Here is a 14,215-nt window from a genome sequence, read left to right on the forward strand (position 1 = left end):
AGAACGCATGTCAAGCAACAATCACTACGACGTGACGGCGTGGCCCGTCGGCAATCCGTTTGACGACATCGGCGAAGTCATCAACAGCATCCTCGCCGACATCAAGGACCGGCAGACTGTCGCCGACGCGAACAACGGAGGAAAGCCGGGCGCGGTGATCTACATTCCGCCCGGGGACTACCACCTTCGCACGCAGGTGGTGATCGACGTCAGCTTCCTCAGGATCCATGGCTCGGGGCATGGCTTTACGTCGTCGAGCATCCGGTTCAACGTTCCCGACGACGAATGGCCCGACTTGCATGAGCTGTGGCCCGGAGGAAGTCGCATTCTCGTCGACATTCCCCTCACCGGCGACGAGGAGGAATCCCAGGGAGCCGCCTTCTACGTCGAGCGAACCGGGAGCCCGCGCATCAGCTCGGTCGAATTCTCCGACTTCTGCATCGATGGGGTGCATTTCACCTCGGATGGCTCGGAGCTGCATCCGGAGAACACCTATGTCAACGGCAAGACCGGCATCTATGTCGCGAATGCCAATGACTCGTTCCGGGTGGCAGGAATGGGGTTCGTCTACCTCGAGAACGCTCTCACGATCTACCACGCGGACGCGCTTTCCGTTCACGACAACTTCATCGCCGAATGCGGAAGCTGCATCGAGCTGCGCGGGTGGGGGCAGGCGTCAAAGATCACCGACAACTTGATTGGAGCCGGCTTCAAGGGTCACTCGATCTACGCCGAGAACCACGGCGGGCTCCTCATCACCGCGAACAACGTCTTTCCCCGCGGTGCGAGCAGCGTCCACCTTGACGGCGTGACGCGGTCAAGCGTCACGAACAACCGTCTGCATTCGTTCTACCCCGGCATGGTGGTTCTTGCCGCGAATAGCTCGGAAATCCTCGTGGCCACGAATCATTTCTTGCGTGACCATGAGCCCTGGACGCCATTTTTCGGAGTCGACAACGGTCTGGACGACCTCAACGGGCTCCTCCGCATCAGCGGCAGCAACAACTCCGTTGTCGGCAACCACTTTTCCCAGATCATCGACTCGCAGCGCATCCGTCCGCAGGGCGCAAGGCCCGTCGTCATCCGGCTCGTGGCGGGCGCTGGCAACTTCGTCTCCAACAACCATGTGGTGGCGATGGACGTTCGGACCACGTCGAACGACTCATGCTACTCGGCTCAGGTGGACGCCCTCTTGACCACCGAGGCCGCGGACGGCCTCGCGGTGACAACGGTGATGGTCGATTCCGAATCGGCTCGAAATACGATTCTTGATTCCGGGAGCGAGACCCAGGTCGTCGCAGATCGGACGGTCAACGCGTTGAGGCCCACACCGACAATCGGCTTCTAGCCGCCCTCAAATGGAAGACATACTGGGTCGGTGGAACTCTGGCAGAAGCTTCAGATCAAACCGGACGCCGTCGTCGCCGTTGTGAACCCGCCAGCCGACGGGCATGGGCTCACCGGGCCGTTCACCCAGACGGACGACGCCGCATCGGCGAGCGCCGTCGTGGTCTTCGTGACAAATCGGGCCGAACTCACGGCTCACGGCTCCCCCGGCGTGCAGGCGGCGCTCGACGATCGTCTCGCATGGTTCGCATACCCCAAGGCGAAACAGCTCGGCACCGACCTCAATCGCGACCTCCTTGCCCAGGAGCTCGTGGCCCAGGGCATCGATCCGGTGCGGCAGGTCTCGCTCGACGACGTGTGGTCCGCCCTGCGATTCCGACCGGCGTTCCGGGCCGCGCGCTGACCGGAGCCCCTCAGGCCTTCGGCACCTGCCCGAAGACCCATCGCCGGATCCACGCGTGCATCGCGATGGCTGCGGCCGAGGCGGCGTTGATGGAGCGGGTTGAGCCGAATTGCTCTATCGAGAGCGTGGCCTGCGCCGCGGCGTGCACCTCCGGGGTCAGGCCCGGGCCTTCCTGCCCGAAGACGAGGACGCAGCGGCGGGGCAGCTCGTAGGTCTCGAGCGGTACGGAGTCCGGGAAGATGTCGACGCCGAGAATCGCCAGATCCTCCGACCGTGCCCACGAGACGAAGTCCTCGACAGTCGCGTGATGCCGGATGTGCTGGTAGCGGTCGGTGACCATTGCGCCGCGACGGTTCCATCGCCGTCGTCCGATGATGTGCACCTCTTTGGCGAGGAACGCATTCGCGGTGCGCACGACGGTCCCGATGTTGAGGTCGTGCTGCCAATTCTCAATGGCGACGTGGAATTCGTGGCGGCGGGTGTCCAGCTCGGCGACGATCGCCTCGTGCTTCCAGTAGCGGTAACGGTCCAGCACGTTGCGGCGGTCGCCGCTCGCGAGGAGCTCGTGGTCCCAGTGGTCTCCCTCTGGCCAAGGACCCCTCCACGGGCCGACGCCTACCTCGTGCTCACGCCGTTCGTCTTCGCGCTCTTCTGTCACCGATCCAGCGTAGAGGGATGAGAGGTCACCTGCTTCAGGATAGTCACGCTCTAAGCTCGGTTTAGAGCGTGACATTTCAAGAAGAACACCACTCCGGTCCGCGGTCTACCCGCGGACACGATCCCCAAGGGTGAACGCGAGCGAGCCCTTAGCGGGGACGCTCACCGACGCAAAGCCGAGCGAGTCAACGGTCACGGTCCCTCCTGTGCACGCGCCGTTCACCGATGCTCCGCTGATGACGTCGCAGTACGTCCCCGGCGGCATCCCGGTGTGAACGTGGAGGGGGGCCGAAGCGCCGCCGTTATTGATCGCGACCCACGCCTTGTTGGCGCGGCTGAACGCAATGAGGTTCGCGCCGTCGTCGTACCAATTGGCGACGTCGGCACCCGCGGCGGCGTTGTGCCACGCGACCATGTGCAGGATCGCAGGTTCGCGGTCGACGCACGCCCACGTCGTCGCGCAGTCCGTGTCGGTCACGTAGCCGTTCGTGTCCGAGGGCGGCGAGTCGTCCCCGCCGTTGAACCTGAAGGCGGAGTAGACCTGCGGCGTGCCGTAGCCGCTCGCGAGAAGGAACTGCGTCGCGAGGACGTTCGTCGCGGCGTCCTTGTAGCTCAGGGTGGAGCCGTTGCGCTCGGTGTCGTGGTTCTGGACGAACGCGAGCTCCTTGCCCGAAGGCAGCAAGCCTGCGCCGAATCCCTTGAGCGCGGCGATGCTGCCCGTGAAGGCGGACTTGAGCTCGTAGGCCGTGTCGAAGCCGAGCAGCGATCCCTGCCCCTCGAACGCCTCGGGCGCGAGCTGGCCCGTGCTCCCGGGGAACACCTCGAGCGCCATGTACGGACGGTCGCCGTCGACGGTGTTGCGCAGCCGGGCCTCCAAAGCCGCGAGGTCCGTCTGGCCGATGTGCTTCGCGGCATCGACGCGGAAGCCCGAAACGCCGTAGCCGATCAACTTGTTGAGATACCCGGCGAGCGTCGAGCGCACCGAATCGGATTCAGTGCGGAGGTCCGCAAGCCCGAGGAGCTCGCAGTGCGTGACTTCTTGGAAGCCGTTCCAATCGTGGATCCCGTTGTCCGGCTCGGGGCAGTCGGCCGGGTAGTGGTGGAAGTCCGCGTAGCCGTAGTCGGGGTAGCTGTAGTGGGTGTACGAAACACCGCCGTATGAGAGGTCGCCTTGGCCGGTCGTGTGGTTGATGACCGCGTCGACGTAGACCTTGACGCCAGCCGCGCGGCACGCGGAGACCATGGCCTTGAACTGCTCCTCGTTGCCCATGCGGCTCGTGAGGCCGTAGTCGACCGGCTGGTACACCTCCCACCAGGGGTGGCCGTCGCGCGCCAGCGAGTCCTGCGGGGGCGCGACCTGGACGCCGGCATAGCCGTTCGGGCCGAGGACGTCCGTGCATTCCTTCGCGACCGACGGCCAGTTCCATTCCCACAGGTTCGCGATGACGTCCTTGAAGTGCTGTGGCGAGTTCTGGTCAGCGGCTGAGTGCAGGGGCGGGGCGCCCGGGTCGGCGCCGGCCGGTGGGGCGGCGAGGAACGAGAAGGCGGCGGCGATCGTGGCGGCGAGGGCGAGTGGTTTAAGGGCAGAAGCCGCGCGGCGGCGTCGTGATTCCGGCACGGCCCCCACTCTGGGCGACGTTCGTCACATCAGTCAAGGTCTTTGACTGCCGTTGTTGATACGCTCAGCACGCCCTTCGCCTGCACCATCGATTCGCGGAGGATGCTGAGCAGGTCCTTCTGGCGTGATTCGCGGACCCAGCCCGCGAACGCGACCTTGAAGACGGCGATCCCCTGCTCGGCGGCCAGGCTCGCGGTTGGCTCAGGGACCCCGCGGGCCCGCAGCGCCTCGGACATGACCGAGGCGAAGGCGGAGAGCTTGATCAATTCGCGCTCCCTCAGCTCCGTGTTCGTGGACACGACCGCGTCGCGCAGCCTCACGCGCTCCGGGTCCTCCTGGAGCACGGCACCCACCGCTTCGAGCGCTGCGCCCACGGCATCCATGGGTGTCGCCGAGGCAGGTGCCTCCGCGACGGTCCTCGCGAGCAGTTCCTGCGCCATCTCCGTGCCGTAGAACAGGACTTCGCGCTTGTCGGCGAAATGCCGGAAAAAGGTGCGTTCGCTCAGTCCGGCCCGCGCGGCGATCTCCGCAACGGTTGTCTTGTCGAACCCCTGCTCGGCGTAGAGCGTCAGCGCGGCCTGCGCCAGACGTCCCCGCGCGTTCGGCTCCCATCGACCCATACCTCGATGATAGGTGATGACAGCAGCTGACATCACGTCTAGACTTGTGATGTCAGCAACTGACATCACACTCCTCGGGAGGTTCCTTCATGCGCATCTTCGTCACTGGCCCGTCCGGGTGGATAGGTTCAGCCCTCATCCCGGAGCTCATCGCGGCTGGCCATCAAGTCCTCGGGTTGGCAAGGTCGCAGGCCTCCGCTGCGAGCGTCCTCGACTTGGGTGGCGAGGTGCTGCGCGCCGACCTGAGCGACCTGGACGCCCTCCGCGCTGGGGCCGCCGAGTGCGACGGCGTGGTCCACCTAGCATTCATCCACGACTTCACCGACTTCGAGGCCTCGGTGAGGGCCGACTCGGCTGCAATCAGCGCCTTGGGCGCCGCGCTCCAGGGGTCGGGCAAGCCCCTGGCTATCGCCTCCGGGACGCCCGCCGTACCGGGCCGGCTCGCGACTGAGCGCGACAGGAGCACGTCCAACTCGCCGGCGGCCGGTCGTGAGGCCAACGCCCAGGCGCTCTTGGCCATGGCGGACCGCGGAGTCCGCTCCGTCGTCGTGCGGCTGCCCCGGAGCGTGCACGGCGAAGGCGACCGACACGGGTTCCTGCCGCGCCTGATCGCAAGGGCCCGCGACACAGGCGTCTCCGGCTACGTGGGAGATGGGTCCAGCCGCTGGCCCGCCGTGCACGTGCTGGACGCCGCTCACCTGTTCCGCTTGGCCGTGGAGCAGGCACCGGCGGGATCCGTGCTCCACGCTGTCGGCGACGAAGGCGTGCCCATCCGGGATATCGCCGAGGTCATCGGCCGCCACCTCGGGGTGCCGACCGGCGCGGTCCCGGCCACGCAATTCGGCTTCCTGGGCGGGATCCTCGCTGTTGACCAGCCCGCCTCCAGCATGCTCACCCGTGATCTGCTCCCGTGGCAGCCGTTCCAGCCAGGACTTATCGAGGACCTCGGCAAGGGCCACTATTTCGCGTGAGGCCAGGACATGCGCAGGCCTGACCTCGGCCTACCCCGCGTAGACCGAGACCGCCGCGGCCTTGACGACGAGCACGACGTCGGCCCCCGGCGCGAGATCGAGCTCGGCGGCGGCCGCCGGGGTGAGGTCCGCGACAAGGGCAGTCCCGGGGGACGCCGCGTGCACGCGGATCTGCGGACCGCGCGGCTCGAGTTCGCGCACGACGGCGCGCCATGAGTTCCGCGGCGAGCCGTGCGGCTCCTCGCCGGCCCGGAACACCGCGACGTCGGCTGGGCGGAACACGGCGACGGCGTCGTCGCCGGACGAGGGCACGTCGTGGCCGGCCGGCCCGAGGCCGAAGACCTCGCCGAGCCCCGCCACGAACAGGGAACCCTCTGCCGTCGCCGGCCCCCGCACGAAGTTGAGCCCGGCGAGCCCGGCGGCGAAGCGGCTCCGCGGACGCTCGAGGAGCGCCGCCGTCGGCCCCTCTTCGGCGACTCGCCCGCCCTCGAGCACGACGACGCGATCCGCAAGCAGGTGCGCATCGAGGGCCTCGTGGGTGATGACGACGGCGGTCCGCCCCGCGAGGACGCGCCGCAGAAGCCGGCGCAGGGCGGGGGCTGCGGCGACGTCGAGCGCCGCAAACGGCTCGTCGAGGAGCAGGAGATGCGGCTCGGCCGCGAGGGCCCGGGCGACGGCGACCCGCTGCGCCTGCCCGCCCGAGAGCTGGGCAGGACGGCGGTCGGCGAGCGCGGCGGCGTCGACCTCGCCGAGCCAGTGTTCGGCGGCGGCGCGCGCCGCGGCCCGTGGGGCACCGGCGGCGCGAGGGCCGAAGGCCACGTTGTCGAGCACGCTGAGGTGTGGGAACAGGAGCGGCTCCTGCGCGAGGAGCGCGACACCGCGCGCGTGCGGCGGAACCCACTCCCCCGTCGCGGTGTCGAAGAGGACGCGGCCGTCGAGCTCGGCGCGGCCACCGTCGGCGCGCACAAGTCCCGCGGCGAGCCCGAAGAGGGTCGACTTCCCCGCGCCGTTCGGCCCGAGGACGGCGACAGTTTCGCCGTCGGCCACGTCGAGCGAGGCATCGACGCCCCGCTCCCCCACGACCGCGTGCATGCGGAACGTCATGCTTCGGCCGATCCCGCAGCGCGCCGACCGTACGCGACGCCGACGACGACGGCCGCGACGACGACAAGCACGAGCGCGAGCGCGACGGCGGCGTCGGGATCCACTTCGCGCTGCAGATAGACCTCGAGCGGGAGCGTGCGCGTGACTCCTTCGAGGCTTCCGGCGAACGTGAGCGTTGCGCCGAATTCGCCGAGGCTGCGCGCGAACGCGAGCACAAGCCCAGACGCGAGCCCGGGCAGGACGAGAGGGAGCGTGACACGCCGGAACACGTGCGTGGGTGCCGCTCCGAGCGTCGCAGCGACGTCCTCGTAGCGGCCACCGGCGGTGCGCAGGGCCCCCTCGAGGCTCACGACAAGGAAGGGCAGCGAGACGAACGTCTGCGCCATGACGACGGCCACGGTTGTGAACGCGAGCTGCACGCCCAGCAGATCGAGCCAGCGGCCCACGAGCCCGAGGCGCCCGAACGTGTAGAGCAGCGCGAGACCGCCGACGACCGGCGGGAGGACGAGCGGGAGCAGCACGAGAGAGCGCACCCAGCGGCGCCCGCGGACCGGGCCGCGGGCGAGGACGAGCGCCATCGGGACGCCGAGGACGAGGCACACGGCGGTGCTCGAGAGCGCCGTTTCGAGGCTCAGGCGGAGGGCCGCGAGCGACGACTCGGACGTGATGAGCGGCACGAAGCGCGCCCAGTCGACACGCGCGAGAATCCCGAGGAACGGGACGAGGACAAGAAGCGCGCCGAGTGCGGCGGGAACGTAGATCCAGCGCGGAAGGCCGGAGTAGCGGCGCGACGTGGCCCTCGGGCGCCGGACCTCGCGGGGAACTGGCCCCGGACGCGAGCGAGCGCCGTCGCCGTCGTCGGCCTTAGGGCGCGCCGAAGCCGGCATCTCCGAGGACCTTCCGGCCGCTCTCCCCGCCGACGAAGTCGACGAAGGCCTGGGCCAGCGCCGCCTCCTTCGACTGCTTGAGCGCCGCGATCGGGTATCGGTTCACAGCGGCCGAGGATTCGGGGAACCCCACGCCCTCGACCTTCCCGGCCGCGCCCTTGACGTCGGTGACGTACACGAGGCCGGCGTCAGCGTCGCCCGATGTCACTTTGGCCAGCACGTCCGCGACCGATTGTTCCTCGCTCACCGGCTTGAGGGCGACGCCTGCCGAGGCCGCGGCCTTCTGCGCGGCGGCGCCGCACGGCACCTGCTTCGCGCAGACGACGAGCCGGACGCCGGGCTTCGCGACATCCTGGAGCGAGTGGATCCCTGCAGGGTTGCCCTTGGGCACCGCGAGCTCGAGCACGTTGCTCGCGAAGATCCGCGGCGTGCCGCTCGCGAGGCCCGCGGCAGTGGCCTTGGCCATGTTGGCCTCGTCCGCGGAGGCGAACACGTCCGCGGGCGCGCCGTTCTGCAGCTGCGCGACGAGATCGGACGATCCGCCGAAGTTGAGGCTCACGGTCGTGCCCGGGTGACCGTTCTCGAACTCCTGGGCGAGCTCGGTGAACGTCGCCTTGAGCGAGGCAGCGGCGAACACGCGGAGCGTCACCCCGCGCGGAGCGAACGACGACGCCGCCGCGCTCGACGTCGGAACCTCGCCACACGCGGTGAGCGCGAGAACAAGCGCCGCGGCGACCGCCACAAGCTTCGGCCAGGCGTTGAGCGTTCCCTTCACGGGGCCTTCCCTCCGGAGGTTTCGACGATGACATTCGTGGCCTTGACGACGGCGGTCGCAACGCTGCCGGGTTCGAGGCCGAGCTCCCGGACCGCCTCCGAGCTCATGAGCGAAACAACCCGGTACGGCCCGCATTGAAGCTCGACCTGAGCCATGACACGGTCTTCGACGACCTTCGTCACGAGGCCCACGAAGCTGTTCCGCGCCGACCGGGCGACCCCGCTCGCGTCACGCGGCGCCGTCGCCTGGCGGCGCGCGAGCTCGGCGAGTTCGGCGCCGTCGACCGCGGCGCGGCCCGAGGCGTCCTTCGCCGGGGCGAGCGCACCGGCGTCGACCCAGCGGCGCACGGTGTCGTCGCTCACGCCGAGGAGGCTCGCGGCGTCGGCGATGCGGATGAGGGGCATGAAGAAGATTCTATCCGCATCTGCGGACACTGTTAGCACAAGCCTCCGCAGATGCGGAAGCTGCCGCGGTAGTGCTGTGCAGGATGAAAGACTGGGCGCACATCGTCCCTCGAGCAGGAGGCACCATGGCCGAAATCGTCGCCCCCACCACCGACGCCTCCCCCGCCGCCCCGGCGCCGGCGCCAACGAAGGTCGCGTACCGCAGCGGCCAGGACATCGAGTGCTGGCTCACCGACATGGACGGCGTCCTCGTGCACGAGAACCACCCGATCCCGGGAGCGCCCGAACTCATCCAGCGGTGGGTCGACACGTCGCGCCGCTTCCTCGTCCTCACCAACAACTCGATCTTCACCCCCCGCGACCTCGCCGCCCGGCTCCGCTCCTCAGGCCTGTCGATCCCCGAGGAGAACATCTGGACCTCGGCGCTCGCGACCGCTGTCTTCATCAAGGACCAGATGCCGGGTGCGCGCGTCTACTGCATCGGCGAGGCAGGGCTCACGACGGCGCTCCACGAGGCCGGGATGATCCTCACCGATCAGGACCCGGACTACGTGGTGCTCGGGGAAACCCGGACGTATTCGTTCAACGCCATCACGACCGCGATCCGGCTCATCGTGGGCGGCGCGCGCTTCATCGCGACCAATCCCGACGCAACTGGGCCGTCGAAGGAGGGCGTCCTGCCCGCGACCGGCGCCATCGCCGCACTCATCACGAAGGCCACCGGCAGGGAGCCGTACACGATCGGCAAGCCCAACCCGATGATGTTCAGGTCTGCGATGAACCAGATTGACGCGCATTCCGAGACGACGGCGATGATCGGCGACCGCATGGACACGGACATCGTCGCGGGCATGGAGGCGGGCCTCCACACCGTGCTGGTGCTTTCCGGCATCACCCAGCAGGACGACATCGCGACCTACCCGTTCCGCCCGAACCAGGTGCTCAACTCCGTTCAGGACCTGCTCAAACAGCTCTGAGTTGGCGCTCTCAGCACTCGACTTCTCCGTGCGAAACCCGCATCTCCGTGGGAAACCCGCATCTACGTAGGTAATCCGGGCAGCAGATGCGGCTACGGGCAGCAGGCACAGGCCCTCTGCCCCCCCCCCGCGACCCATTCGCCCTTCAACGCGAGCATCTTGTAAACGCTTACAGCTCCTGCTTACACTTTTCCGGGCGCGGTCGGGGCGCCAGTTCATTCCCTCATGATGAAAGGGCTGAGGCCGTGTTGTGTGACTGACCGCGCACGCGCGACGATCCGCGACGTCGCGACCCTCTCGGGTCTCTCGATCTGCACCGTCTCGCGGGCCCTCCGGGGCCTACCGAATGTCTCTCTCGACGCCCAGAAGCGCATCGAGGATGCGGCCGAAAAGCTTGGCTACCGCGCGTCGTCGGCCGCCTCCCGCCTTGCAGGCGGGCGCACGGGCCAGGTGGCGATCATCGCGCCGAAGGCCACGAGCTGGTTCTTCGCCGAAGCCGTCGAAGCGGCCGAGGAGGTCTTCGCGGACAGCGGGCTCGACACCGTGCTCGTGAGCCTCCGCGGCCAGGGCAAGGTCCGGGACAGGCTCTTCGACGACCCGACCGAATTCTCCCAGCGGGTCGACGGCGTCCTGCTGTTCGGCGTCAATCTCGACGCGTCCCAAGTGGAAGCGCTTTCAGAATCTCGCCTTGCGGTCGCGAGCGTCGGCCTCGAGGGCGTCCCGTGGGACAACGTCGGCATCGACGACGAGGCCGCCGCGTGGGCGGCGACGCGCCACCTCCTCGACCTCGGCCACTGGGACCTCGCGATGCTCGCGGGCAGCGAACCCAGCCACGGAACCGTCACGACAGCGGCCCAGCGCCGCGCCGGCTTCGAGCGCGCCCTCGACGAGGAGCACCTCGAGCCGGACCCGGACATGATGGTCAGCGCGCCCTCGACGATCGACGGCGGCTATCAGGCCATGACCGAGCTCATCTCCACGAGGCGCGTCCCCGGGGCGGTTTTCGCGGGCTGCGACGAAGCCGCGTTCGGCGCCCTCAAGGCCATGCGCGAACACGGGCTTTCGGCGCCCAAGAAGGTCTCGCTCATCGGCATCGACGACCATCCGATGAGCTCATTCCTCGGGCTCACGACCGTCGCGCAGCCAGTTCCGGATCAGGGCGCGTTTGCCGCTACGCTGCTCGCGGAACGGCTCCAAAACCACGACGACGGTGGCGCCCCCCACGATCACCGGCTCCCCACTCCCCTCATCGAGCGCAAGACCACCCGCCGTTCACGGCACTGAACCCCGGAAGGCCTCCCCATGCTCCCCCAGACCCAGCTCGACCTCTGGACCGGAACCGACGCCCTGCTCTTCGATCTCGACGGCGTGCTCACCCCGACGGCGATCGTGCACGAGCTCGCGTGGCGCCGCCTCTTCGACGCGTACCTCGCCGCCGCAGGCAGGGGCCCCGCCTACGAGGACGCGGACTACTTCGACCACATCGACGGCAAGCCGCGCTTCGACGGCGTCCGCGATTTCCTCGCCTCCCGCGGGATCGTCCTGCCCGAGGGTCCGCTCGACGACGACCCCTCCCACGAGACCGTGCAGGGCCTCGGCAACCGGAAGAACGCGCTCTTCAACGCGATCATCGAGAACGACGGCGTCGCCCCCTACGAGGGGTCTGTGCGCCTCGTCGAGGCGGCCAGGGAGCGCGGGCTCCAGCTCGCCGTCGTCTCCTCGTCCCGCAACGCGCCCGCCGTCCTGCGGGCCGCGGGGCTCGACGGCGCCTTCCCCATCGTCGTCGACGGCTCGCTCGCGGCCCGCGAGGGGCTGCCCGGCAAGCCCGACCCGGCCACGTTCATCCACGCGGCCGAGCTGCTCGGCGTCCCGCGGTCGGCGTGCGTCGTCGTCGAGGACGCGGTCTCCGGCGTCCAGGCCGGGGCAGCGGGCGGCTTCCGCGCCGTCGTCGGCGTCGACCGCGGCGCGGGACCGGACCAGCTGCTCGCCGCAGGCGCGACGCTCGTCGTCGCGGACCTCGCCGAACTGCTCTGAGCTTCACAGCCTTCGTTCTCCGAAAGACCCCTTTCCCCACCACCCGAAACGGCGACTCATCATGACCCTCGTCTCCGCAGACCGCACTCGCTTCCCCGTCGACCCGTGGGCGCTCGTCGAAACGAGCCACGCCCCCGGTTCGGAGGGCGCCCTCGAAACCCTCTTCAGCCTCGGCAATGGCCATCTCGGCGTCCGCGGCGCCCACGTGGCCGAAGCGGACGCCGGCCTGCCGGGCACGTTCGTCAACGGCTTCCACGAGATCTTCGACATCCGCCACGCCGAGAACGCCTACGGTTTCGCGAAGCAAGGTCAGCGCATCCTCTACGTCCCCGACGCGCAGCAGACGGTCGTCCGGGTCGACGGCGAGCACCTCACCCTCGCCGGATCCGAGGTCCTCGAGTACCGGCGGCGGCTTGATTTCGCGACCGGCGTCTACGAGTGCACGGTCGTGTGGAAATGCGTCTCCGGGGCGATCGTGACGACGACCGAGCGCCGCGTGCTCGGCGCCGCCTCGCGCTCGAGCCTCGGCGTCGAGCTCGTCATCAGCGCCGATCGCCGCATCGTGGCGGACGTCGAATCGCACGTCGTCAACCGCCAGGACCAGCCCCGGGACGACCACTCCGAGCACGATCCGCGCCGCGCAGGCCGCCACGCGGGCCGCGTCCTCGAGCCGATCGCAGCGGAGGGCACCAATGGAAGCCTCCGCCTCGAATGGGCGACGGTCGCCTCGCGCCAGCACCTCGCCGTCGCCGTCGACCACGCGTCCAACAGCCCGATGCCGCCGTTCTCGACCGAGCCCGGATCCGATCGCAGCGGCGTCCGGTACGTCCTCCCGCTCGACCCGGGCGAGACGTTCCGGCTCGAGAAGCGCGTGGGGTACGCCGTCGCGCAGTCGAGCTCCGCGGGGCTCCTCGACGCCGCGGCCTCCGCCGCGCGCCCCTTCGACGAGCTGATCGCCGAGAGCACGGCGCACTACGCCGCCTACTGGGCCGTGGCCGACGTGCAGGTCGGCGCCTCCGACGAACTGCAGCAGGCCGTCCGGTGGAACCTCTTCCAGCTCGCGCAGGCGACGTCGCAGGCCGGCGTCGCGGGCATTCCCGCGAAGGGCGTGACCGGCTCGGGCTACGAAGGCCACTACTTCTGGGACCAGGAGATCTACCTCCTCCCCTACCTCACGTACACCGCGCCCGCGGCGGCCCGGAAGGTCCTCGAATTCCGCCACCGGATGCTCCCCGCGGCAACCGAGCGGGCCGCCGAGCTCAACGTCGACGGCGCGCTGTTCCCGTGGCGCACCATCAACGGCCAGGAGGCGAGCGCCTACTACGCCGCCGGCACGGCGCAGTTCCACATCAACGCGGCGATCGCCTTCGCGGCGGCGCGCTATGCATGGGCCTCGGCCGACGGCGGATTCCTCGCCGGCCCGGGCGCAGACATCCTCGTCGAGACCGCCCGCATGTGGGCCTCGCTCGGCTTCTTCGGCAAGAACGGCCAGTTCCACATCCACGGGGTGACGGGGCCGGACGAGTACACGGCCGTCGTGAACGACAACCTCTACACGAACGTCATGGCGCGCTTCAACCTCCGCGTGGCGGCGGGCCTCGACCACCCGGGGATCTCGGACACCGAGCGGCTCCTGTGGTCCCACATCGCCGAGCGGATCGCGGTCCCGTACGACTCGGACATGCGTGTCCACGCCCAGGACGCCGACTTCATGACCCTCGAGCCGTGGGACTGGGAGACGCCGCGCTCCAAGTACCCGCTGCTCCTGCACTTCCACCCCCTCGTCATCTACCGCCACCAGGTGATCAAGCAGGCCGACGCGGTGCTTGCGATGTTCCTCCAGTGGCAGGACTTCACGGCCGAGGAGAAGCAGCGCGCGTTCGACTTCTACGACCCCATCACCACGGGAGACTCGACGCTCTCGGCGTGCGTCCAGGGCATCATGGCCGCCGAGGTCGGCTACCTCGACGAGGCGATGCGGCACTTCCTGCACGCCGTGTTCATCGACCTCGACGACCTGCACCGCAACACGATCGACGGCGTCCACACCGCCTCCGCGGGCGGCGTCTGGGCCGCGCTCGTGAACGGCTTCGCGGGCTTCCGCGATCAGGGCGCGCTCCCGTACTTCGACCCGCGCCTCCCGCGGGAATGGGGAAGCCTCTCGTTCCGGCTGCAGCTCCATGGCCGGAGCCTGCGCGTGCGCTTGACGGCGACGCAGATCGAGCTGGCCGTCGAGGGCGGCAAGCCGCTCGACGTGAGCGTGCAGGGGAGCGTCGTGGCGGTGGGCCTCGAGCCGACGGTCATCGAGCTCAGGCCCGCGCCCGCGCCCGCGCCGAGCGTGTTCCCGCGGCCGTTCCCGACGGCGGGGCTCAGCGCCCTCGCGCCCCTCAACTAGAGACTCGGCACGTCCGAGCTACC

Annotated in this window: 14 protein-coding genes; 7 read left to right on the top strand and 7 right to left on the bottom strand. The window is 69.2% G+C overall.

Going from position 1 to position 14,215, the window contains the following annotated elements:
* Positions 1 to 7: 7 nt before the first annotated feature.
* Together SPF06_RS10110 and SPF06_RS10115 are read left to right on the top strand one after the other, a co-directional pair.
* Positions 8 to 1,348 (top strand): NosD domain-containing protein, encoded by a 1,341-nt coding sequence (locus tag SPF06_RS10110; RefSeq protein WP_323278922.1) that lies wholly within the window; start codon positions 8 to 10, stop codon positions 1,346 to 1,348.
* Positions 1,349 to 1,378: 30 nt separating this feature from the next.
* Positions 1,379 to 1,750: a hypothetical protein gene (locus tag SPF06_RS10115; RefSeq protein ID WP_323278923.1), complete on the top strand. Its 372-nt coding sequence runs from the start codon at positions 1,379 to 1,381 to the stop codon at positions 1,748 to 1,750.
* Positions 1,751 to 1,760: 10 nt separating this feature from the next.
* Here SPF06_RS10115 and SPF06_RS10120 read toward each other — a convergent pair whose 3' ends face one another.
* From SPF06_RS10120 to SPF06_RS10130, 3 genes are all read right to left on the bottom strand, one after another.
* On the bottom strand, positions 1,761 to 2,408 hold the full coding sequence (locus SPF06_RS10120) for a TrmH family RNA methyltransferase (RefSeq protein WP_323278924.1): 648 nt from the start codon (positions 2,406 to 2,408) through the stop codon (positions 1,761 to 1,763).
* 105 nt (positions 2,409 to 2,513) lie between these two features.
* On the bottom strand, positions 2,514 to 4,025 hold the full coding sequence (locus SPF06_RS10125) for an alpha-amylase (protein ID WP_323278926.1): 1,512 nt from the start codon (positions 4,023 to 4,025) through the stop codon (positions 2,514 to 2,516).
* Positions 4,026 to 4,054: 29 nt separating this feature from the next.
* Positions 4,055 to 4,645, bottom strand: coding sequence for a TetR/AcrR family transcriptional regulator (locus SPF06_RS10130; RefSeq protein ID WP_323278927.1), 591 nt, complete (start codon positions 4,643 to 4,645; stop codon positions 4,055 to 4,057).
* A gap of 89 nt (positions 4,646 to 4,734) precedes the next feature.
* Here SPF06_RS10130 and SPF06_RS10135 point away from each other — a divergent pair, with 89 nt between their 5' ends.
* Positions 4,735 to 5,616, top strand: coding sequence for an SDR family oxidoreductase (locus SPF06_RS10135; protein WP_323278928.1), 882 nt, complete (start codon positions 4,735 to 4,737; stop codon positions 5,614 to 5,616).
* 30 nt (positions 5,617 to 5,646) lie between these two features.
* Here SPF06_RS10135 and SPF06_RS10140 read toward each other — a convergent pair whose 3' ends face one another.
* The 4 genes from SPF06_RS10140 to SPF06_RS10155 are packed head-to-tail and all read right to left on the bottom strand — an operon-like array spanning position 5,647 to position 8,786.
* On the bottom strand, positions 5,647 to 6,720 hold the full coding sequence (locus SPF06_RS10140; RefSeq protein ID WP_323278929.1) for a sulfate/molybdate ABC transporter ATP-binding protein: 1,074 nt from the start codon (positions 6,718 to 6,720) through the stop codon (positions 5,647 to 5,649).
* Positions 6,717 to 7,607: an ABC transporter permease gene (locus SPF06_RS10145; RefSeq protein ID WP_323278930.1), complete on the bottom strand. Its 891-nt coding sequence runs from the start codon at positions 7,605 to 7,607 to the stop codon at positions 6,717 to 6,719. The genes SPF06_RS10140 and SPF06_RS10145 overlap by 4 nt, the downstream gene beginning before the upstream one ends.
* On the bottom strand, positions 7,585 to 8,382 hold the full coding sequence (modA, locus tag SPF06_RS10150; RefSeq protein ID WP_323278931.1) for a molybdate ABC transporter substrate-binding protein: 798 nt from the start codon (positions 8,380 to 8,382) through the stop codon (positions 7,585 to 7,587). Before modA ends, SPF06_RS10145 begins: the two co-directional genes overlap by 23 nt.
* The gene (locus SPF06_RS10155; protein ID WP_323278932.1) at positions 8,379 to 8,786 is read right to left on the bottom strand and encodes a TOBE domain-containing protein; all 408 of its coding nucleotides are present in this window, start codon (positions 8,784 to 8,786) and stop codon (positions 8,379 to 8,381) included. Before SPF06_RS10155 ends, modA begins: the two co-directional genes overlap by 4 nt.
* An 83-nt stretch (positions 8,787 to 8,869) precedes the next feature.
* On the opposite strand from SPF06_RS10155, the gene SPF06_RS10160 reads away from it, so the two are divergent.
* The 4 genes from SPF06_RS10160 (at position 8,870) to SPF06_RS10175 (ending at position 14,192) form a co-directional block, all read left to right on the top strand.
* Positions 8,870 to 9,763 (top strand): HAD-IIA family hydrolase, encoded by an 894-nt coding sequence (locus SPF06_RS10160; RefSeq protein ID WP_428985746.1) that lies wholly within the window; start codon positions 8,870 to 8,872, stop codon positions 9,761 to 9,763.
* A 252-nt stretch (positions 9,764 to 10,015) separates the two neighbouring features.
* Positions 10,016 to 11,047 (top strand): LacI family DNA-binding transcriptional regulator, encoded by a 1,032-nt coding sequence (locus SPF06_RS10165; RefSeq protein ID WP_323278934.1) that lies wholly within the window; start codon positions 10,016 to 10,018, stop codon positions 11,045 to 11,047.
* An 18-nt stretch (positions 11,048 to 11,065) separates the two neighbouring features.
* The gene (locus SPF06_RS10170; RefSeq protein WP_323278935.1) at positions 11,066 to 11,797 is read left to right on the top strand and encodes an HAD family hydrolase; all 732 of its coding nucleotides are present in this window, start codon (positions 11,066 to 11,068) and stop codon (positions 11,795 to 11,797) included.
* 61 nt (positions 11,798 to 11,858) lie between these two features.
* Positions 11,859 to 14,192 (top strand): glycoside hydrolase family 65 protein, encoded by a 2,334-nt coding sequence (locus SPF06_RS10175; protein WP_323278937.1) that lies wholly within the window; start codon positions 11,859 to 11,861, stop codon positions 14,190 to 14,192.
* Positions 14,193 to 14,215: the final 23 nt, after the last annotated feature.

It is taken from the genome of Sinomonas terricola (assembly GCF_034931225.1).
In the GTDB taxonomy this organism is placed as follows: domain Bacteria; phylum Actinomycetota; class Actinomycetes; order Actinomycetales; family Micrococcaceae; genus Sinomonas; species Sinomonas terricola.